The organism is Gemmatimonadota bacterium (assembly GCA_009838845.1).
Classification (GTDB): Bacteria; Latescibacterota; UBA2968; order UBA2968; family UBA2968; genus VXRD01.
This window is the reverse complement of record VXRD01000010.1, coordinates 22,420-44,302: the sequence shown is the minus strand read 5'-3', so window position 1 is coordinate 44,302 and position 21,883 is coordinate 22,420. Positions and strand designations below refer to the sequence as shown.

At 55.0% G+C, this 21,883-nt stretch carries 17 protein-coding genes; 15 read left to right on the top strand and 2 right to left on the bottom strand.

Annotated elements, in window-relative coordinates:
- Window positions 1–66 precede the first annotated feature (66 nt).
- The 13 genes from F4Y39_01340 (at window position 67) to F4Y39_01280 (ending at window position 17,078) form a co-directional block, all read left to right on the top strand.
- Window positions 67–1,212 carry an amidohydrolase gene (locus tag F4Y39_01340; GenBank protein ID MYC12349.1) on the top strand — a complete coding sequence of 382 codons (1,146 nt, stop codon included), beginning with the start codon at window positions 67–69 and terminating at the stop codon, window positions 1,210–1,212.
- Window positions 1,213–1,590 (top strand): Rieske (2Fe-2S) protein, encoded by a 378-nt coding sequence (locus tag F4Y39_01335; GenBank protein ID MYC12348.1) that lies wholly within the window; start codon window positions 1,213–1,215, stop codon window positions 1,588–1,590.
- A gap of 7 nt (window positions 1,591–1,597) precedes the next feature.
- The gene (locus F4Y39_01330) at window positions 1,598–3,592 is read left to right on the top strand and encodes a hypothetical protein (GenBank protein MYC12347.1); all 1,995 of its coding nucleotides are present in this window, start codon (window positions 1,598–1,600) and stop codon (window positions 3,590–3,592) included.
- Window positions 3,593–3,692: 100 nt separating this feature from the next.
- Entirely contained in the window at window positions 3,693–4,817 is a 1,125-nt protein-coding gene (locus tag F4Y39_01325; GenBank protein MYC12346.1) for a phytanoyl-CoA dioxygenase family protein, read from the top strand.
- Between the two features lie 7 nt (window positions 4,818–4,824).
- A complete protein-coding gene (locus F4Y39_01320) occupies window positions 4,825–6,273 on the top strand; it encodes a hypothetical protein (GenBank protein ID MYC12345.1) in 1,449 nt (482 codons plus the stop codon).
- A 46-nt stretch (window positions 6,274–6,319) separates the two neighbouring features.
- Window positions 6,320–6,604 carry a hypothetical protein gene (locus F4Y39_01315; protein MYC12344.1) on the top strand — a complete coding sequence of 95 codons (285 nt, stop codon included), beginning with the start codon at window positions 6,320–6,322 and terminating at the stop codon, window positions 6,602–6,604.
- Between the two features lie 2 nt (window positions 6,605–6,606).
- Window positions 6,607–6,819, top strand: a complete 213-nt coding sequence (locus F4Y39_01310) for a hypothetical protein (GenBank protein MYC12343.1) — start codon at window positions 6,607–6,609, stop codon at window positions 6,817–6,819.
- Window positions 6,820–6,859: 40 nt separating this feature from the next.
- Complete coding sequence (locus F4Y39_01305; protein ID MYC12342.1) at window positions 6,860–7,402, top strand: hypothetical protein; 543 nt, start codon at window positions 6,860–6,862, stop codon at window positions 7,400–7,402.
- A 30-nt stretch (window positions 7,403–7,432) separates the two neighbouring features.
- The gene (locus F4Y39_01300) at window positions 7,433–9,424 is read left to right on the top strand and encodes a hypothetical protein (GenBank protein ID MYC12341.1); all 1,992 of its coding nucleotides are present in this window, start codon (window positions 7,433–7,435) and stop codon (window positions 9,422–9,424) included.
- 377 nt (window positions 9,425–9,801) lie between these two features.
- On the top strand, window positions 9,802–10,515 hold the full coding sequence (locus F4Y39_01295) for an outer membrane beta-barrel protein (GenBank protein MYC12340.1): 714 nt from the start codon (window positions 9,802–9,804) through the stop codon (window positions 10,513–10,515).
- Between the two features lie 49 nt (window positions 10,516–10,564).
- Window positions 10,565–13,678, top strand: coding sequence for a TonB-dependent receptor (locus F4Y39_01290; protein ID MYC12339.1), 3,114 nt, complete (start codon window positions 10,565–10,567; stop codon window positions 13,676–13,678).
- A 501-nt stretch (window positions 13,679–14,179) separates the two neighbouring features.
- On the top strand, window positions 14,180–16,066 hold the full coding sequence (locus tag F4Y39_01285) for a hypothetical protein (protein ID MYC12338.1): 1,887 nt from the start codon (window positions 14,180–14,182) through the stop codon (window positions 16,064–16,066).
- 16 nt (window positions 16,067–16,082) lie between these two features.
- A complete protein-coding gene (locus tag F4Y39_01280; protein MYC12337.1) occupies window positions 16,083–17,078 on the top strand; it encodes a PorV/PorQ family protein in 996 nt (331 codons plus the stop codon).
- Window positions 17,079–17,234: 156 nt separating this feature from the next.
- Here the strand turns inward: F4Y39_01280 and F4Y39_01275 are convergent, their stop codons facing one another.
- A complete protein-coding gene (locus F4Y39_01275) occupies window positions 17,235–18,818 on the bottom strand; it encodes a hypothetical protein (protein MYC12336.1) in 1,584 nt (527 codons plus the stop codon).
- A gap of 24 nt (window positions 18,819–18,842) precedes the next feature.
- Window positions 18,843–19,217 carry a hypothetical protein gene (locus F4Y39_01270; protein ID MYC12335.1) on the bottom strand — a complete coding sequence of 125 codons (375 nt, stop codon included), beginning with the start codon at window positions 19,215–19,217 and terminating at the stop codon, window positions 18,843–18,845.
- A gap of 97 nt (window positions 19,218–19,314) precedes the next feature.
- Between F4Y39_01270 and F4Y39_01265 the strand changes: the two genes are divergently transcribed.
- Complete coding sequence (locus tag F4Y39_01265) at window positions 19,315–20,385, top strand: zinc-binding dehydrogenase (GenBank protein ID MYC12334.1); 1,071 nt, start codon at window positions 19,315–19,317, stop codon at window positions 20,383–20,385.
- Window positions 20,386–20,404: 19 nt separating this feature from the next.
- On the top strand, window positions 20,405–21,850 hold the full coding sequence (locus F4Y39_01260; GenBank protein MYC12333.1) for a sulfatase-like hydrolase/transferase: 1,446 nt from the start codon (window positions 20,405–20,407) through the stop codon (window positions 21,848–21,850).
- Window positions 21,851–21,883 lie beyond the last annotated feature (33 nt).

Here is a 21,883-nt window from a genome sequence, read left to right as displayed (position 1 = left end):
GATGTGTCAGTACTTTTAGTTTTAACAGGTATTAAAACACCTATTAAAGTAGATATGGAGGACTAAATGAGCGATATAGGTGGAAAAATAGGTGCTGCTCCCATTACGGCACCGGGCTGGACCGCTAAGTCCAGAGAAGGTGTTGCGATTGTCGATTGCGATGTACACCAAAATTTTCGCCGCCCGGAAGATTTGTTGCCGCATCTTTCCAAATTTTATCAGGAGCATCTCTACGATCAGGGTTTGCATTTGCCCGGCGGTGGATATCCCAATATGCCTTTCCGCGCCAATCGACCGGATTTGAAAGATCCGGATCTCAAGGAGCGGGATTTCAATTTTTCTGTTGCGTTTTTGCAGAAGGAGCATCTCGACCGCTGGCATATCGATTATGCGCTGTTGACGGGTCCACCGCCTTTTTACGGGTATTCGGGTTTGCCGGATCCGGATTGGGCGGCTGCGTTGTGTCGCGCGTTTAATGATTGGACGATTGAGCACTGGCTCAGTCGCGATGACCGTCTCGTCAATGCGATTCTCATTTCGCCTACTGATCCGTCTCAGGCGGTCGATGAAATCAACAGGCTGGCGCATCGCAAAGATACGGTTGCGGTGATGGTGCCGATGGGTACGATGATGCCTTTTGGCAATCGTTTTTACCATCCGATATGGGAGGCGTGTGAGAATCACGGGTTGCCAGTGGTTTCTCATGTGGGTGGCGGCGGTGGGGCAACGCGGACTGTTCCGACTCCGGTGGGTTTTCCCACGTATTATATGGAGTCCAGAATGAGCCGACCGTATATGGCGAGTTCCCATGCGGCGTCGTTGATTTGTGAAGGTGTTTTTGAGAAGTTCCCAAATTTGAAGTTTGCGCTTATTGAAGCACAGCAGTTTTGGGCTGTTCCGCTGATGTGGCACATGGATTCGGATTGGAAGGCGTTGCGCGATCAGACGCCGTGGCTCAAGCGTTTGCCGAGCGAGTATTTCCGCGACCATATTCGGGTTGGCTCACAGCCTTTGCACGAGCCTGAGCGACCCGAGCAGATACACCAGATGCTGGATATGTTACACGCGGATGAGACCCTTATTTATTGTTCGGATTTTCCCCATTTTGACTGGAACGATCCCGTGACGACATTTCCCAGGCTGGCAGAGGATTTGCATCAGCGCATTTTTGCCGATAATGCCCTGGAGATGCTGCGTATGGAGGTTGTGTAAATGGCGCGTATTGTAGTTGCCAGGGTTTCGGAGATCCCGCCCGGGCAGCGCAAAATTGTGGTGCCATTTCGCGGGCGCGCCGGGATTGGCATTTTTAATGTCGGGGGTTCGTTTTACGCGGTTCGCAATATTTGTCCGCATAAGAATGGTCCGCTTTGCACAGGGACACTCGGCGGTCGGGTGACGACTCAGGCACCGCCTTCCACGGGGGAGGGCGAGATTTCCATTGATGGCGATGGCGAGATTCTGCACTGTCCCTGGCATCAGTGGTCTTTTGAAATCTCAACGGGACGCTGTCTGGTGGATCCGGAGGTGTATGTCAAGACCTATGCGGTAGAGATTGACGGCGATGATGTTGTCGTCACTTATGATGACTAAGGTCGTTATGGCACGCGCTCAACCTTCAGGGAATGTATCAGAACAAAAACGGCCGGTTATTACTGTGCGGGCGGTTGTATTGGGCGTGGCTACGGGTGTTTTGCTCAATACTTATACCAATTACACGGGCATGGTGCTCGTCAATAGCGCGCTGGTTAAGTCGCAACTCCCGATGTCTGTGTTGCTGCCTTTTGTGGGATGGATTGGCGTCAATCTCGTTCTTAGATTTTTTTGGCCCCGCATTGCCCTTTCCAGTTCTGAACTCGTCTTGATTTACAGTATGTCGTGGATTGTGGGGACGATTCCCGTTGCGGGATGGGCCACGTACTGGGGCGGTATTGTCAGTTCTCCGACTTATTATGCCTCGCCGGAAAACCGATGGGAGGAGTTTCTCTTTGATGTTATGCCCTGGTGGGTATTGCCCCAGGCGTCGCAGGGGTCCATAACGACCTTTTACGAGGGTCTGCCGCCGGGAGAGAGCATTCCGTGGGGCAGTTGGGTAGGCACACTTTGTTGGTGGTTCAGTTTGTCTATCGCGCTTGTGGTGGCCGCGCTTTGTGTTTCGGTTATTTTTCAGAGGCAGTGGGAAGATGCCGAAAAGCTGACTTTTCCTCTGGTGGCTTTTCCCGTCGCGCTGACTGAGGGTTTTGATGGTAAAGAGCGCATTCCCGCCATGTTTAAAGGCGGTATCTTCTGGGCGGGCGTTCTGGTTGTGTTGCTGGTTTATGTTTATAATATCATCACGTATTTTGCGCCCAATTTGCCCCATATGGGGATTTACGATTCGGTGCGTATCGCGAATAAGGATGTTATTATTGCAGAACATTTCCCGCCTTTGAGGCTGCGCATTATGCCGCCCGTTATTGGGCTGACCTATTTGTGCAATCTCGATATTCTTCTTTCTTTTTGGGCATTTCGACTTTTTGCGATTTTGAAAGAAGGATTTATCAATCGCGTTGGATATACGGTGGGCTATACGGGTCAGCAGGCAGATGCGTATGAGATTTTGCTTTTGGAATCCCACGGGGCTTTTGTTTTTCTCGCGCTGTGGTCGGTCTGGATTGCTCGGGGGCATCTGCGCAGGGTGTTTCAGGCGGCAATAGAGGGGTGTCGATCTCCCAAGGATGATGGTCTTATTCCCTACCGGTTCGCGCTTGTGGGGTTGGGACTTTCTACGGTTTTTGTCGTGGGGTTTGTCACGTATATGGGGCTTTCGTTGCCCCTTGCGATTCTTCAGGTGGTGCTGCTTTATATTGCCTATTTTACTATTGCGAAATACACGGCGGCGAGTGGGTTCTCCTATTTGTTTCCGGTGGCGGTTCGGGGTGGGCGAATTATTGAGAGTTTGATTGGCTATTCGACGTTTACGCGCAGGGAGGTCGTTGGTCTGGGTCTCGTCAATTCCAATATGTTTTTTGGGAATTACCGCATTCCGGTCTGGCCCTCGCTGCCCCACCATCTCAAGCTTTTTTCGTCCGAAGTGAGACGGAAGCGGGTTGTTTGGACGATTTTTCTGGCTTTTTCGACGTGTTTTTTCGCGTCTATGCTCTATACGATTTATCTGGGTTATGACAATGCGGCGCAGAATTTGGGGTTGGGTGGATTTCAAGGTGGTAATCGGAATCTCTATAATCGCATGGTTTCAATTATTGTGCAGGCCGATAAGACAGTGTTCGATCCGGCCAAGGCGACTGTGTGGGTTCTGGGCGTGCTTTTTGCCGGTTTGCTTACGCTTTTGCGAAATCGCGTGCCCTGGTGGCCGTTGCATCCGATGGGGCTGGCTTTTCAGATTAGCGCGGGATCGAGGACGTATGCTTTCAGTATGTTTCTGACGTGGTCGGCCAAGCATATGATTCTGCGGTTTGGCGGCATTCCGCTTTACAATCGGATACGTCCGTTTTTCTTTGGTCTCGTTGTCGGGTATGTGACGGGATGCGCGCTTTCTTCGCTTGTGGATTATATCTGGTTTCCGTCAACGCCACACTGGACGCATGGATGGTAAAAGCAACCACAGATGAACACAGATGAACGCAGATAAATAGATGTAGGAGCGACCCACTGTGGTCGCCCGCGCACAGGACTATTGGTAGAGGAGAAATAAAATGAAAATTAAATCAGAGGATGCTTATGTCCGCGAGGGCGAGGAGATGGCGTTTGCGCTTGGGAATCGCGGTGCTATCAAGTTTAATGCGGACGGTGCGCTGGATGAGGATATTGCAGAGGCGTATTGGCGCGTGGGGTTCTATGTGTTTGAGGGTGCGCTGGGCGCTGAGGAACTCGAAGATTTGCAGGCGGATCTGGCGCATGCGTTTGAGCGGGCACCGCATACTAAAGACGCGCTGGTCGATTCAATGGGCCGCAGAGCACTCGGGGCGGATTTGGCGCGACAGCCTTTTCGCTTTGTCAAACCGCTGAGCGATCCCGTGGGGGGTACGTCGAGCAATAATGGGCGGCATCCGGCCAGGATGTCGGAGCCAGAGCCTCCGGCTGATGCGCCGGCTTATGTGATTTCCAATATCGCTGCGCCACTGCAAATTATGGATTCTTGTTTGCGGCTTTATGGTCATCCCCAACTGCTGTCTGTTGCAGAGCAGATTAATGGGCCGGATTTTACGCCGTTTACGGAGTCTGTTATTGTCAAGCAGCCGGGGCTGGGGGCATCGGTGGCCTGGCATCAGGACGGTACCACGCAGTGGGACAGGCCCGATTGGGATGAGGGTACGCATGGGTTTAATTTTATGGCTCAGCTTTTCGGGAGTACGGCGGCTAACGGGGTCTGGGTGATTCCCGGTTCGCACAAGCGGGGCAAGCTGGATATTAAAGCGATGATTGCGGATAATGATGGTTCTGACCGTTTGCCGGGGGCGGTTCCCATGGTGTGTGAGCCCGGCGATGTGGTTATGTCCAACCGTCAGGCTCTGCACGCTTCTTTTGCCAATACGTCGCCGGATAAGCGGATGACGATTAATTTTGGCTTTCACCGTCGGTCTTCTGTCCTGAATGCGCGGGTGAGACGTGGGGATGAGGAGGTGATTTACGACGAGGCGCGTATCCACGAGCGTTCTCGTTTGATCGCTCTGGGGATCGATGCGCGGCAGCAGCGATTTCCAGATGAATTTCGCTATGTTTATCAGCCTTTGATTGGGGAGGAGGATATCAATAGGTGGAACGAAGAGACGCGGGAGAGTGTTTTGAAAAATTATAATCTGAGAGATCTGGGGCTTTGATTAAGGTATGGAAGCGATTTCGAGAAATCTCCTGGCGGGTGTTGCAAAGGTAGTGATAACCGATCTGGAGGCGGGACCGGCCAATGATCCCCTTTATGTTAAAGCTCTGGTTCTGAGGTCTGGTGATGAGATAGCTGTTATTGTGACTGTAGATGCGGTAGCGATAGCTGAGATCGGTTCTATCAGAAATGATTTTCTCGCCAATGTGCGTTCGCAATTGAATAGGGAGTTAAATCTCGATCCTGCGCGTATTCTGATCAATGCCAGCCATTGTCATGGTAAGGTCTGCGCAGATGTGGAACAGCGAACGGTTCAGGCGGTCGTGGAGGCGTGGCAAAATATGGTTTCCGTGAGTGTGGGTGCTGGTACTGGCTGCGAGGACAGGATTATGGAGAATCGCAGGCTTGTGCTGAAGAATGGAAGGGAAGCCGATGTCCGCCACGCGTATTCGCTTTCGCCCGATGAGGAGGTCGCTTCGGTCGGGCCAGTTGATTCGGAGATTGGCATTCTTCGGTTGGATAGGGAGGATGGTGAGACGCTGGCGATTGTTTTCAATTTTGCGTGTCATCCGATTCTGGAGGTGCCGAGTAGAGAGAATACGGCGGATATTTCCGGGTTTGCGTCAAGGGTGATTGAGGATAATTTGAGCGATGATACGATTGCTCTGTTTTTGCAGGGTTGTGGGGGTGATGTCAATCCGATTTTGTACAAGGATGTCAATAATCCTCGGGATGCCGAGATTTTGGGGAATATGCTGGGTCTTAGCACGTTGCAGGGGTTGAAGAGGATCCGCAGTAGTGAAGGAGGGGAGTTGAAGGTTATCCGTGAGACCATTGAACTGCCAAGGGCCGACCTCGCAGGGCGGATCGAATCTCTACAGGCCGAACAGATGCAATTGCTTCAGGCTCTGAAGGGGACGAGTCTCAATTTGAAGACGTTTATTCCCCTGTATGTGAAATACAATCTTTCCCGCGATTTTCCTTCTTATTATTCTCATCGTTATTTGCATGAGGAGATGATGGGGAGAGATGGTTTGAAGAAGCTGGATGCCGAAAATAGAGCGAATATGGACCGGTATATTGAGAATATTTACGCGATGGAGAAATTGACGAGGATCCAGATTAATCTAAATTTGCTTAAAAAACATCAGGCGCGGAATGTCGCTGCTGGAGAGAGTACAATTGAAGTTGAGATGATGGGTTTAAGAGTTGGGGAATTTGTTCTGGTGACGTTTCCGGGTGAGTTGTCGGTGGAGATCGGTCTCAATATTAAAAAGAAGTCTCCGCATAAGTTCACTTTTGTCGCGGGTGTTACAAATGGATATATCTATTATACGCCAACGGCAGAGCAACTCAAAAATCGAGGTGGTGCGCAAGAAGATAGCGATTGTATGCTGGCGCCTGAGTGGCAGATGATTTTTGAGGATAAGGTAGGAAAAATCTTGGCGTTGTTGTGATACACTTTTTACTCAATTTCGCTCCCCCGTCTGCATAGGCAAAAATATGCATTTTCGCTTTTACATTGATCCAGATACTAATCAGTTTCACATTTACAACCACGGCGTCGAAGAGTACGAAGTGGAAGACGTAATGCACAACGCGCTGGAAGATCGCGCTGGTCGCAATGGCACTCGCGAAGCCCTGGGCCAGACCCGAGGCGGCCGATATCTGCGCATCGTTTATGTGCGCGACGATTATCCCGCAGATAGCTTTTTCATTATAACCGCTATTGAGATGCGTGGCAACGAATTGCGGGCTCTCCGCCGTCGCCAACGCAGGAGGCGATAAATATGGATAAAAATAAATATCCTGATGGGTGGAATCAGAAGCGCGTCCAGGAGGTCATTGACCATGTCGAATCCCGGACAGAAGAAGAGACCATTGCTGAAGATGAGGCTGCCTTTGAGCAAGGTTATACCGCTATGCAGGTTCCCCGCAAACTGGTACCTATCGTGCGCCAACTCATCGTTATGGTAGATGAGAAAAACGATGTCTCTATCTGACACAGTATTCTGAATGCTTCAGGGCTTCAATAGGCGATATGTGAGCGCGAAAGGAAAGAAAAACGCATATAATGAAGAATACAAGGCCATAATAGATGACAACACTTTTCCCCGTCATCTATGGTGTTTTCTTGCAAACGGAAAAACGTATAGCGGTCCAAACTGGAAAAATTCAGGTCTTGGGGAGTTTGAGTTGGCCCATGTGTTCACACACAAAGAATCAGAAATAGATTTTGAAAAGCAGTTTTTCAAATGTGTTCGAGAAGCTCTATATCCCTATGGAGACTTTTCCTGCGCTTGTAATGTTGTTCTATTACCAAAGGGCACGGTAAGGCCAACTGATAACTCAATAACAATTAAGGCTGCATTTTATAAGCGTTACGTTGAGTTGTACGGGGAGGCGTCGCTTAATGGGCGTTGTAAGTTCAATGAATCGCTCGTTCCCGATTGGTATGGCGAATTACTCTGGAACAAACCAGTTTTACCTGAAGAGTGGGAATCAAATGTGGAAGATGTGATTGCGTTTGGACGGGAGTGGGAGGGCGCGTTTGCGACGGTTGATTACGAAGTGATGCGTGAGTAAAAGACGCACCTCCAGCTCAAAGGAGGAATAGTGTCTGAGAATGTCATTGTTGCTCCACAGACCGAAACACAGGCCAGTCCGTTCCCGGAGCGTGGGGTCACATTCCGGGCGGTCGCTCTGGGGCTCTCCATTGTGATCCTTACCAACCTCTGGGTGACCTATGCCGAAGCGGTCGTCAAATCTACCCGGCTCAATCTGGCCTATTTTCAACTCCCACTCCTGGCCCTCTTCGTCCTGCTGGTGGGATTTCTCAATCCTCTGCTCAAGCTCTACCGGCAACGGCTTGCCTTTTCCCCCGCGGAGCTTCTGACAGTCGTGGCTATAGGTATTGTCGGGTCGGTCGTCCCTGGTTCCGGCATTACCGGCTTTTTCCTGGGCATCATCACCTCCCCGTTCTACTTTGCCACTCCCGAAAACCAGTGGGCCGAATTCTACCATCCTCATCTCAGCACCTGGATGGTGCCCACCGACCGCGAGGCTCTGAGGATGTTCTACGAGGGGCTGCCCCCGGGCGCACAGGCTCCCTGGACGGTCTGGCTGGTCCCGCTGGTGTGGTGGAGCAGCCTCATCGCGGCCATCCTGGTTGGGACGGCGTGTGTGATGGTGATCCTTCGAAAGCAGTGGGTCGAGCACGAGAAACTCGTGTACCCTCTGGTCTCCATACCCATTGAATTGGTCAGAGACGCCGATTCGGAGCGCCTCTGGCCGACCTTGATGCGGAGCAAGCTCTTCTGGGTTGCGGCCCTTCTGGCGTTTGGACTTTTTTTTTGGAAATCCCTCTCCTGGTTCTTTCCCGCCGTCCCCGATATCGCCCTTATCCCTTCCGGAGGCTATTTCCAATTCACGCGCTACTCGCCTTCCCTACGAGTTCGCCCTTTGCAGTTCTACACGCTCGGCTTTGCGTACTTCGCCAATCTGGAGGTCCTCTTCAGTGTCTGGTTCTTCTTCCTGATCCATGTGGTGGAAGGGCACATCATCAACCGCATGGGCCTGCAGACCGAGCAACCCTCGGACTCTTTCACCGCCGATCAGGAGATTCAGTCCTGGCAGTGTTTTGGCGCACTGGCCTGTCTGGTCCTCTGGCGACTTTGGGTGGCCCGGCACCACCTGAGGGACGTCTTTTTGAAGGCTCTCAATTCCCGTTATCCGGTTGATGACCGCCAGGAGATCCTCTCTTACCGCACATCGGTTTTGGGGCTGTTGCTGAGTCTGTTGTATATCCTGTTCCTGATCCATCAATCCGGCATGGACCTCCTCACAGCGCTGGTCTTCCTGGCTGGCACGGGAATCATTTACATCGGGATGGCCCGAATCGTCTCCGAGACCGGCCTGGTTACCACGCAGGCCCCCATCACCGCGCAGGCCTTTGCGATGGACATGCGGGGGACCGACGTGATGACAGGGTCCACCCTCACCTCGATGCTTCTCTCATATTCGCTGATCGACTACATCCGTGGCCTGTTCGCGCCGGGGCTGGCGCAGGCCGTCAAGCTGGGCGACTTAATTCGGAAAAATCGACGCAGGCTGGTGTTCTGGGTGGTGATCGGTGCATTGGTCGGACTCGTCGCCTCGGTCTGGCTTACGCTCTATCTGGGATATGTCCACGGGGCCTACAACTTTGCGTTCTACTACAAGGGAAATCCCAAGAGTGTCTTCTCCTCTACCCTGTCGCATATGAGGACACCCGGGCCAATAGCCCTGGACCGGATGATCTTCTTTGGCATTGGCGCGGCTCTGATGGGTCTGCTCACCTTCCTGCGGTATCGGTTTGCCTGGTGGTCGATCCATCCCATTGGTCTGGCCATATCTGCCTCGGATAACTCCAAGTCCATCGTCATCCCGGTCTTCTTCGCCTGGGTCTGCAAGGCGATCCTGATGCGCGTTGGCGGGGTGACCCTCTACCGCCGGGCCATGCCCCTGTTTTTGGGCCTGCTGATTGGCTACACGTTTGGGGTCGTCTGGTGTTTTCTCATTGACGCGGTCTGGTTCCCAGGGCAAGGACATGGCGTGCATAGTTGGTGAATATGCAGGCTATATTTACTTTTACTAATGGCTTGACACAGGAATTCTTAAGGTTTATCTTTTTCAAAGGGAACTGCTGGGCACTATCAGATAGGTGTATGGAGAGAGTTCAAGCTGAAAAAAAAGAGCCGTTAGCTACCGACCTTTGGCGAGACTGGAGCTAACGGCTTCGGAGATATGAGAAGAGGCGTTTTCACCTCCTCGCATATCCAGGTCAGGAAATAAAACGGGTTGTCTTTTATTGTCAAGACAAATTTTGTATTAAAGTGCTATTTGGTAAACTGTTATGCCTGTTGAAAGGAGGTAAAACGCGGGAAGATCTAATAGTATTTTGGAGTAGTTTTCGAAGGGATTGAAGGTCTCAAAAAGGAGGAATTATGAGATACAGGATGTTGCTCTTAGCGGGGGTCTTGTTGCTGTCCTGGCCCTTTGGCGCCGTCGCGCAAGTTGGGGGGACGTGGGGTTTTGGCGTCGCTGCCAGTTACGATCTGCCGACCTTCAAATTAAACGAATGGTTTCCCTCCGGTGGTGTCAATCTCGGTGGGACGGTGCTCTACGTCCTCGACGAGCGGTGGACCGCCGAAGTGGAGGGACACTACATCAAGTACAGTGGCGGAGAACTGGAGAATCGGACATTTCTCTGGTCGATTGACAAGCAGGAGTATGCCAGCCCACAGGCCAGTTCGAAGATGACCTGGATGGGCGGGACGATTAGCTGGCTATATCATTTTAATCAGGGGGGTAAGAAGTTGGCAGAAGGCGGGGGTAGGGCGCCCTACCTGGTGGTGGGTACGGGGTATTTTAAATATAAGAACGAGGTCAGTGGCCTCATCTGGCCCGGTCAGCCCGCGCCGCCTCTGAACGAGAATCTGCTGTTGGAGCCTGCGATTGACCAGCACATGACGCTGGGGCTCAATGTGGGGTTGGGGGTGCAGTTTTTCACCTCCCAATCTCTGGCTATCGACTTGAGAGGACAGTATAACATCGTGTTGGGCAGTGTGCGTCCGCTGGAGGCCTGGGGAATGGAAGAGGTCTTCCCCTTTCAGAAGCTCAATGTCGGTGTGCGGTTCAAGTTCTATACCCAGCAGTAGCCCATATCCGGCAATGTCTCACGACTTTACGCGATAAGGAGGTTTTTCTATGAAATACCTTTATTATTTGGTTTGCCTGTTGTTGATCGGGGTGCCGATCGCCTTCTCGCCCGCGGACGTATCGGCCGGGACGGTCGGCAAACTCAATGGTGTTGTGGCCGATGTCTCAGGCGCGCCATTACCCGGGGCCAACGTGGTGATCCAGGGCACCCGCAGGGGTGCTACGACCGATGCAGAAGGCTACTTTCTCATTCTGTCGGTCGAACCCGGCAGATATGAATTGGAAGCCTCGATGGTCGGTTATACCGCGGCGACCAAACAGGATGTGGTCGTGCAAGCGGATTTCACCACCACCGTCGATTTTAATCTGGTGGAGGCCGCGCTACAGGCCGAAGAACTGGTGGTGATTGCCGAGCGACCACCAGTAGAGCCGGACCGGACCTTCAGCCGTTATGTCGTCGATGCCGAGGACATCGAGAATGTGCCCCTTGCGCGCACCCTCGATGAGGTGATCGCGCTACAGCCGGGCGTGTCGCTGGACGGCAACCTCCGCATCCGGGGCAGCAACAATGCGTCTATGGCTGGCTCAAACGATACCTTTGTGGAGATTGACGGGGTTCGGCTCGTCAACAACGACGGATTTGTTGCTCCCACCTGGATGGGCATCAACAAAAGCGCCCTGCAGGAGGTGCAGGTGGTCACTGGTGGGATGGAGGCCGAGTACGGCAACGCTCAGGCAGGCGTGATAAGCCTGGTCACCAAAGAGGGCCGGGACGCCTATACGGGCTTTGGGGAATACCGCCTGGATCTGCCTGCCAAGAGACACTGGGGACCGAATATCTACGATCATCCCTTCCACGCAGGCAAGGTGGATTGGAGTGACCCGGCCTTTACGAACGAAACCGATCCCGAGACCGGGCGCAAGGTGCATGAACGCACCGACTACACGGGCGTGTTCGGGCACTATTTGGAGGGTTCGGCCTCTGGACCGATCGCCAGGGACGTCTCCTTCTTTGTGAATGCAGCCCACAGTCGCAAGGCCCCCATCTATCCCAGCGCGCTCAACCGCGAGCCACTCAATATCCAGACTTTCGGCAACTTTGTCACCCGACCATCTCCCAACTTCAAGGTTAAGTTGGGCGGGGTGTTCGCCTATTACGAGGGTTTCGATCCCGGGACCAGAGGCAGCAGACGAATTGGAGGGTCTAATACGAGGATCGATCCCGATGATCCCTTCGCTGGCCAGCAGCTAGATACCGACGGGGGTGTGCGGGGTATCACCAGGGGCGGGCGCAATCTTTTCCTGCCCGAGGGCCACTCTGCAGCTGGCAAACAGAACTTCAGCGAAAGGATGGCGTATCTCCTCTTTACCCATACCCTATCCCCCACGACCTTTTATGAGGTGCGTCTCAACTGGCAGCAAACCCTGACCGATACCAGCGATGTGCCTCCTGTGACCCAAGGTGTGCGACGCGACAGCAAGGGGTACTTTCTGCCGAGGGATATCTATTCTTTTAAGTATATGGATAACAAGCGGGTGCGCATCAAAGCCGATCTGAGCAGCCAGATCACCAAGGGACACTTTGTCAAAACCGGGTTTGAGATCACCCGCTACGGCCTCTACCACCACGAGGAGGGCTCCCGTCAGGCCCGCGCTTTTACGATCCGCCTTGCCGGCGGTCCGGGCGACCCGATCATCGGTATGGAGCGGGCTCATCCCATCCAGTACGGGGTCTATATCCAGGACAAGATGGAGTTTGAGGGCCTGGTGATCAACGCCGGTATCCGGTTCGACGCAATGGACCCGGTAAAGGGCTGGCGCAATATCGCCACGCTCTGGATGTTCAGACACTACGAATCCCTGACGCGCTTTCGGAACATGCCCGTAACCGAAGACCTCCCGTTTTTGCACGCTTGGAGTCCCAGGGTTGGCGTCTCTCACCCCATCACCGATCGCTCCACCATCCGGTTCTTCACTGGCGTCTTCCGGCAATTTCCCGATATCCAGAATTTTTACCAGCGGGAATTCGGGGGGACAGGAGAGGACAGGGATGTGAACGGGAACGGACAGATCGATCAGATGGAGAAGTACAACAGCCTGAAGCAGTTCCACCACGCGGTCTCCGGGATGTCCGACATCGAGCCGGAAAAATCAACCAGTTTCGAGGCCGGGTTTGACTGGAACTTCGCCGGTAAATACGTTGCCAGTGTCACTGCCTTTTACAGGGATCAGATGGGGATTATCACCAATGGCTCCACCTCCTGGCGCCTGGAGGAACCGGCTTTCGGGTACGACGGCGTCTCTTCAAGGGGATCCGGCAACCGGGGTCGGAAGTGGTCCCGGGGGTTCGAGGTCTCTCTGCGAAAGCAGTTCAGCAACATGGTCACGTTCAACGTGGCGTATAATCTTGCGTGGACAAAAAATATGAATAACTCCGGCTTTCGGAACTGGCGAGCCTACCATGTGGTTGGGCCCTCATACGTCATGAGTGACCGATACTTCGTGGGTGTGGATGCGCGGGCGGACGGGCAGGAGGTTCCTCACGCACCCACTCAGGAAGAGCGGGTGCAACTGGCCGAAAGGGCCAGGGCACAACTCAGGGATTACGATAGCCGAATCGGCGAGCCTCTGTCCGATGGCTACTGGAACGCCCCGGTGGAGATACTCGAGCCTGGGATTTATGCCTATACCATCGGCCGGTACAATACGCCGACATTGCAAAGCGGTATCGACCGGCGCAACATCCTCAGCGGGCAATTCCTTTTTTCCAGTCCCTCTGATTTTCACATTGCGCCCCTGGCCAGTCTTCGGATATCGTTGCTCTACCGGCTCCATACCGGTATTCCCTTCAATTATACGCCTCCCACAGGTCCCCGGGAGCGACGGACCGGGCCGATCTCTCTGGTTAGCGATATCAATCTGGAGAAGGAATTCTACATTGGTGGTGCTATGACAGCCACCGCTTTCCTGGAGATCCACAACCTCTGGAACGACAAGGCCGACATGACGACCGGTTTCGATTGGATACAGTGGGGGAAGCAGATGCCAGACCCGGACAACGGCACCTACTTGAAGTATGGGGATGGCGATATAGACCGTTACGACCAGGGACTGGGCCGCTATCCCCGCAACTGGGTGGTCGGCGCACGCCTGAAGTTTTGACCTTGAATATACACTGGAGGAATTTCAATGTCCTTATCTCTGATAAAGAAATGGCTTGGGGTGGGCCTGCTGGCGCTGGCGCTACTGCTGTCGGGCGCCCTGACCGCTTCGGCCCAGCTCGATTACTACGCCAGCCGCATGATGACGCGCTCGCTTGTCTGGGAGACCTTTCACAACTATGGGTTTTCCGGCATGCACTACGCCGACAGCGCGGGCCGGGCTGCATTCCGTCTGATCTACCCCGGCATGATGATGGGATTTTACACTCTGATGAATCCTACCGATTACATGGAATATTGGGGTGACAAGGCCTGGTCTGACGGTGCGAACAAGTCTGAAGGCACCATGCATTCATCCGGCAATGGCGTGCTGGTACTCACGAATGTGGATGGAGAGAAGCACGTCTCCTGGACCGGTCCGCGCCACCCCTCGGAGGATGTGTTCCCGATGATCTACGACATCCTGAACGGCCCAGAGGCCAATTGGGGCATCCGCACGGTCGTGCCCTTCAGGGGGATCAAGACCGGTCTGGAAATGTCCAACTGGTATCCCGGCGCAACGCCCAAGTCGGGCGATGCCACGGCTGCCGAACCCTACGAGATTCACAATTACGACTACCATATCTATCCACCCGTGCAGGACGCGCCTGAGGAGATTCACATCACGCAGACGCGGTTCAAGCACAACATCGTGATGACGCGCAAGATATACGCCTGGAGCCACCAGGACTTCGACGACTTCATTATCGTGGATGTCGAGTTCGAGAACCGGGGCGATAAACAGCTCAATGATACCTACTTCGGCTTCAATAACACCCTCTACGTCAACTCCACCGGTACCTCTTACCGGTGGGGGCACGAAGGTGGGATGATCCGATACAACAGGTCGGGTGGGCTGGACGATTTCTTCCGTTTCTCGGGATCTCCCGGCTTCCAGCCCAATTCCCTCAGCGGCTTGACCGCTGCGGACTTCGCCGGCAAACACATCACCTATGTATATGACGGGAATACCACCAATAGCTTTGAGGAAGACACGGGAGATCCATTTGATTCCGATCTTGAAAATCCCGGTGGTTCCTTCCCGGCCAGCGGAGACCGACCGAAAGGCACACCGATCGCGCCAGAATACGCCGGGTTTGCACCTCTGGCGTTTCGCAATTCCGGTTCCAGCCACGTTTTCAACGCGAACGATCTGGCACAGGGCTATGTGGATCCGAAGAGCGACCAGGTTTTGGGGCATTGGTTCAGGGCACACGGGCTTGATAATATCGATGATCCCATCGGCAAGGGCGTCGGTATGGCCGATCTCTACGACATTTACACGGCTCCCTCGATGGCCGATCCCCCTGCAGAGGGGGTCGTCTGGTCCGACCAGATCTACGGTCCCTACGACCTGGCACCCGGAGATAAGGCCAAGATCGTGGTCGCCTACGTCTTTGGCCACGCCGGGGACATAGAAGAGAGCAATGTCGATTCCAGGACCGGTTTTGCAAGGGACCAGATGAGTTGGGCATTCGGGGTGGGGGAAAGGGGCCTGAATGACGATGCCCGCAAGCAGGTGCTTGCCCAGGGTGAAAAGGCTCTCCTGCAGAACCTGTCTCACGCCCAGTTCGCATACGACAGCGGCTTCCGCATTCCCAACTCTCCTCCGGACGTGGACTTCCAGGCGGGAAATAACCAGGATGCCAACATCGAGATCTCGTGGACCGACGCCGTTGAAAAGGCAATCAATCCCGAATATGGGACGGCCGATGTTGTGGCCTACCGGATCTACCGATCTACCTTCCAGGAATACGGTCCGTGGGAACTGGTGGAAGAGATTCCCGCCACCAGTGCCGGAACGTATAAGTATGTCGATACGAACTCTCTGGCTGGCTTTCGCTATATCTACAATGTCCGCGCCGTTGCTTCCCCCAAGCAGGACTGGAACGAAGGGTCAGTGACCCTGGCCGATCTGCCTCCGAAAGTCCGGGAACACCTCACCGTGAGCGGACTGGAGGGCGGCTACTCCGCGCCGGAGACAAAGGTCAATGTGCCGCTGCGCCCCAAGATGGCCAGTAGCACATTGAGCGACAATCTGGAACGACAGGTGCGGGTGGTGCCCAACCCGTTCAGCGTGACTCTGGACGGCCAGAGTTACCAGGGTGCCGAGAGCCTGCGGTTTGTGGGATTACCCCACAAGTGTACGATCCGCATCTTTTCGGTATCGGGCGATATGGTAGCGATAATCAGACACGACAACCCGCTTCTCGGCGAGACCAATTGGGAGTTAAAGGATCGGTTCCTCAGTGGAGAGGTCATTTCCGGACTGTACTATTTTGTCGTGGAATCCGAAGTACAGGAGAGCATGGGCAAGCTGTCTCGAGGAGCCTTTATCCTGCACAAGTAGCTGTTTTAAATAAAGGATGGTTTCAACTATGAAAAGAATTCTCTTCTTTGTGATCGCGATTGTCGTCTGCGGCACGCTGGGGGCGGAGGCACAGCAAGAGTTGGATGTGCCGCACCTGTTTAATGACAAGGTTACCGGAGCTTTTGAAAAGCAAGGGCCGAGTACGCTCGCCTTCCTGAAGGTCACACCCAGTGCCCGTATTGCGGCAATGGGCGATGCCTATACCTCTGTTGCTGAGGGCATGGATGCGATCTATTTGAATCCGGCCGGTATCACCTCGGTGCGGCGGTTGGGTTATTCCTTCGGATATGTGCAGTGGCTGGTAGATTCCAGGTTCTACTCTGGCGCTGTTGCCCTCAATGTCGGGTGGAACGCTGTGCTGGGCATTTCCGTGGTCAATCACCAACCTCCAGAGATCGAACGGACCACCATCCTGGAGCCCAATGGCACAGGAGAAATGCTGGATGTAGGCGACTACGCCCTGGGTGTGATTTTTGCCCGTCAGTTGACCGATAAGCTTTCCGCGGCTGCCAAGTTTTCATTCGTACAGTCCAATCTCGGCCCGGAAAAGCTGGGTGGGACCTCGCTGAGCCTCTACACGTTGCTGCATACTGGCTACCGCAGCCTCCGCATCGGCATGGGCATCAACAACCTGGGCAACGAGATGAAGATCCACAGCGACCCCGCGGAATTTCCAGTGGTGTTCAACCTGGGTACCTCGATGGAGGTCTTCGGCGAGTTGGGCGACCCGATGTCGCTGACCGCCTCTTTTGAGGGGGCCTACTTCACCGACCGCGACCAGCGCTATAATCTGGGCGGCGAGTTGTGGTTGAAGAATATCGTCGCGCTGCGCGCTGGCTATAAGTTTGACTACGATGCAGAATCGTGGACCGTCGGCGCAGGGCTGAAGGGCACCTTCTCAGGTCGAAATATTCGGCTGGACATCGCCTACTCCGACTTCGGCAAATATTTCGATGCCCCGATCCGTCTGAGTTTTTCCGGCTCGCTGTAACCGCCAGACTGAAAACGCGAAATCCCCTCGGCTTCCCTTTTAGGCGGAGCCGGGGGAACCTCAAGTGGCGCAAAGTTTACCCGACTGGATTTTTTCGGTTCGAATGGGGGCTTTTGCGCCATTGCGATTTTTTTAACAGATTCCATGCCAGATTCTTCAGCTCTTGACACCAAGGCCAGCCAGGCTCCCGAGAAGGCGCCCGCCCGCATCACCCTCCGCTCCGTTCTCCTGGGCGCGGCCACTGTCGTAATTCTCAACATCTATGCCGACTATGCCGGCATGGTCATGGGCTCCTTTTCCCTGAATAAGTCCCAGTTTCCAATGGCGATGCTGATCCCGTTTGGTCTTTGGCTCTTCGTCAACCTGGGCCTGAAGGCCTTTTTCCCCCGAGCGGCGTTGAGCGGCACCGAACTCCTGGTGATCTACAGCATGTCCTGGATCGCCGGAAACATCCCCTTTGAGGGTTTTACCGGCTACTGGGCGAGTACCCTGGCCGCTCCCACCTACTTCGCCTCCCCCGAGAACCGGTGGGAAGAGGCGTTCTTCGACGCCCTGCCCTGGTGGTATATGCCCGATGCGTCTCCGGCTGTTATCCGGCCCTATTACGACGGCCTTGCGCCCGAGACACCCGTGCCCTGGATCGGGTGGGTCAGGCCCCTCTTTTGGGGTACGGCGGTCCCCATCGCCGTGCTCACAGCCGGCATCTGCGCGTTTATTATCCTCCAGCGCCAGTGGGAGGATGCCGAGCGGTTGACCTATCCGCTTGCGCAATTTGCCGTGGAGTTGACGTCGGGATTCGACGAGCCGGGACGGGTACCCCGCCTCTTCCGCGATGGCGTCTTCTGGGCGGGCTTTTTTCTGGTATTTGGTATCTTTCTCTGGAATATCGTGGGTTACTTCGCGGTCGTATTGCCCGAAATCACCGTTTTTGGATTCTACCTGACCAAGGCGGTGCATGTAAGCAGGGACTTTCCTCCGGTCTATCTCCGCGTCCTGCCCACGGTGATCGGGCTTACCTACTTCTGCAATCTGGATATCCTGCTCAGCCTCTGGGCATTCCGCTTGCTGGCGATTTTCAAATTGGGAATCATGAACCGCACTGGCTTCGGTATTGGACTGTCCGGACAGCAGGCTCCTCCCAGTGGAATCCTCGATCTGGAGGGCTACGGCGCAATGGTCCTGTTGGCGCTCTGGTCGGTCTGGGTCGCGCGGGGCCATCTGCAGCGGGTCTGGCGCACCGCACTCGGGGACGTAGGTGCTGTGAAGGACGAGGGGACCGCGTCCTATCGGATTGCCCTGCTCGGGTTCGGGATTTCTACCGTCTTCATCATCGGCTTGATGCACGCCTTCGGCATATCGCTCCCAATGGCTATCGCCCACACCCTTATGCTCTACATCGCCTACCTGACCGTTGCTAAGTTCACGGCCGCCAGCGGGTTTACCCATCTCTTTCCGGTGGCTGTAAAAGGGGGACCTATGCTGGAGACTCTGGTCGGCACCGCGAACCTCTCTCGGGGGGACCTCGTCGGCATCGGCATGGTCAACACGGGCGCGTTCTTCGGCAATCTCCGCATCCCGGCCTGGCCGGCGCTGCCACACCACTTCAAGCTCCTCAGCAGCCTCACCCGCAGGCGATCGCTCGTCGTCTGGCTCGCTCTGCTGGCGTTTCTCGCGGGTCTGTTCGCCTCCTTCTTCTTCGTGATCTACCTGCCCTACATCTACGGTGGACAGAACCTGCACAAAGGACCTTTTAACCCGGAGGGATCACTGGTCGCTCCGTACAACAGGCTGGCGGCGAAAGTCCTGGAGAGCGATCTTACCGTCTTCGACCCCGCCAAGGTGGGCGTTTGTCTTTTTGGCGCCCTGGAGGTTCTGCTCATGATATTGTTGCGCAACCGCCTGCCCTGGTGGCCCCTCCATCCCCTCGGCCTGGCCTTCCAGAATACCACAGGTCCCCGGATCTACGCTTTCTCCATCTTCTTGACCTGGGCTGCCAAGAGCCTGATTATGCGCATCGGGGGCATTGGTCTGTATCGCCGCGCCGCTCCTTTTTTCATCGGTCTCCCGATAGGCTACGTCGCAGGGGTCTTTCTCTCCTCCCTTGTTGACTATATCTGGTTCCCCCTCGGAGACGGGCATTATGTTCACGGCTGGTAAGTTGGAATTTTCAAACCGTTGAGGATCTGGTCAGCGGTGAGGCCAGGGTCCGACGCATTACAGAGAGGTCACATCAGATATGTCCGGAAGAGATATTAATCCCGTCCGATTTCCCGACACGATGAAAGCCGTAGTATACCGCGAATTTGGCGGGCCAGAGGTCCTGCACTGTGAGGAGGTAGCCACACCACAGGCGGGTCCCGACGAGGTCCTGGTCAAGGTTCTGGCCATTGCCATCGACTACATTCAGCTCCACATCAGGCGCGGCGGTAGCGGCCGCATCGGATCGGCACGAGAATCGAGCTACGGTATCGCGGGTCCTCCCTATTTTCCCGGTGGCACAGCCTGCGTGGAAGTCGCGGCGCTGGGGACGAACGCCAAAGGTGTTGAACTCGGTTCTCGCCATCTGGTTGGAGGCCTGCGACCCGGCTCGTGCGTGGAGTGGGCTGTGGTGGATGCGAAGGCTTTGCAGCCCAGGCCCGACGGAAGGCCGGGCACAACGGCCTGTCCCCCATCGTTTACGCCCGAGCAGGTGGCCGCATTCGGTTATGCGCCGGTGGCGTATCACACCTTGAAAATCGCGGCGGGTTTGAAGGCAGGTGAGACTGTGCTTCTCCACGCCGCCGCAGGTGGTACGGGCGTTCTGGCCATCCAGCTTGCCAAATCCTTTGGGGCGCGGGTTTTGGCCACCGCTGGCAGCCCGGAAAAACTCGATCTGACACGTGAACTCGGCGCTGATCTGGCAATCAACTATCGAACCGACGATTTCGTGGCTGCGGTGCTGGAGGCCACTTCAGGACGTGGCGTGGACGTGGTGTGGGAGTCGGTAGGTGGCGAAGTCTTCACCCAAAGTCTGAACTGCATGGCCGAAGGCGGTCGGATGGTCAGTTTTGGTTCCAACACCTTCACCGGTACAGGTCAGGTCGATTTCTGGCCTTTCTGGGTAAAAAATCTGAAGCTGATCGGGTGGGGGGGTAGCAGCAATGCGGAGGCACACACTCCCGAGATTATGGAAGCGTTGATCGATCTGGCCCAGGCCGACAGGCTCCGACCGGTGGTACGCCACGTATACCCCTTTGGAGACGCATCCTCAGCGCACCGGCTGATCGAGGAACGGCTTTCGATCGGAAAGGTCTTGCTGCGGCCATAGAGAGAAAGGAGAAAACACAATGTCAGACCATCTGCCAAATATTCTGTGGTACTGCACCGACCAACAGCGCTTCGACACCATCGGCGCGCTGGGCAATACCCACGCTCGCACACCAGCGCTCGACCAACTGGTATCCGATGGCGTGGCTTTCACGCGCGCCTACTGCCAGCATCCTATCTGCACCCCGAGCCGTGCCAGTTTTATGACCGGGCGCTATCCCAGTGCAGTACACGTCAATTACAACGGCAACGACTACTTTCCCAAAGAAGCAGAGGCCACGCTCGTGAGCCGCTTGCTGGCGGAGGCCGGCTACGATTGCGGGCTGGTTGGAAAATTGCATCTGGCGGGGAGCAAGAACGGGCGCGAATCCCGTGCCGACGACGGGTTCAGATACTTCCAGTGGAACCACACCTCAGTTAACCCACAGTCGCCCGACCAGGATGACTACGCCGATTGGCTGAGTAAAAAAGGCCTGGATCCCGCCGAAGTCGTCAGGCTCCCGCACCGGAAGATGGACTGCGTTATGGCCCCAACACCCGAACGCGACAACGTACCGCCCGATCTGCACCAGACGACCTGGTGTACGGAGAAAGCCCTTGAGTTTATCGGCCAGGCACAGGCCCCCTGGATGCTGTGCGTGAATGTCTTCTATCCCCACAAACCCTTTAACCCGCCCTGGGAGTACTATCGTCGGTTCGATCCCGCTGCCATGCCTTTACCACACTTCCGCGAAAGCGATATCGCCCACCAGGACAGGCTGGCGGAGATGGGCGTGCGTTTCCAGACTCGCTCTCTTCCCCCCGATGAGAGAAACGCCCAGGCTCTGTATGCTGCGTACTGCGCCATGGTCGCGCTGGTAGATGACCAGTTTGGACGCATCCTGAGCTTTTTGGACGAAACCGCACAGCGCGAAAATACGGTCGTGCTCTTCACCAGCGACCACGGTGAGATGCTCGGGGACCACGGCCTGGTTCTGAAGGGCTGCCGCTTCTACGAAGGCGGAGTACACGTCCCTCTCATCTGGTCGTGGCCCGAACGCTTCCGGTGCGGTATGCGCAGCCCGGCTCTGGTCGAACTCATTGACATCGCGCCCACTTTGCTGGACCTGGCTGGATTGCCTATTCCCGAGCGCATGCAGGGAAAGTCGTTGCTGCCCATCCTGACCGGGCAGGCGGAACCGGATAAGCACCGGGAATTTGTGCGATCTGAATACTTCGACCACCGGCTATCCAGCCCGGTACACGCGACGATGTACCGGGATGACCGGTGGAAGATCGTGGCCTATCACAGTGCTGAACACGACGATTTGGGCGAACTCTACGATCTGGAAAATGATCCCTGGGAGTTTACCGACCTGTGGCATAATCCAGAATATCGGGACCTGAAGCTGCAGCTTTTGAAAAAAAACTTTGACGCCCGTGTGTTATCGATGGACCCCGGCCCTCCGCAAACAATGAGTTTTTAATCGACGTGCTCCCTTGACTGAAGTCAAGGGATT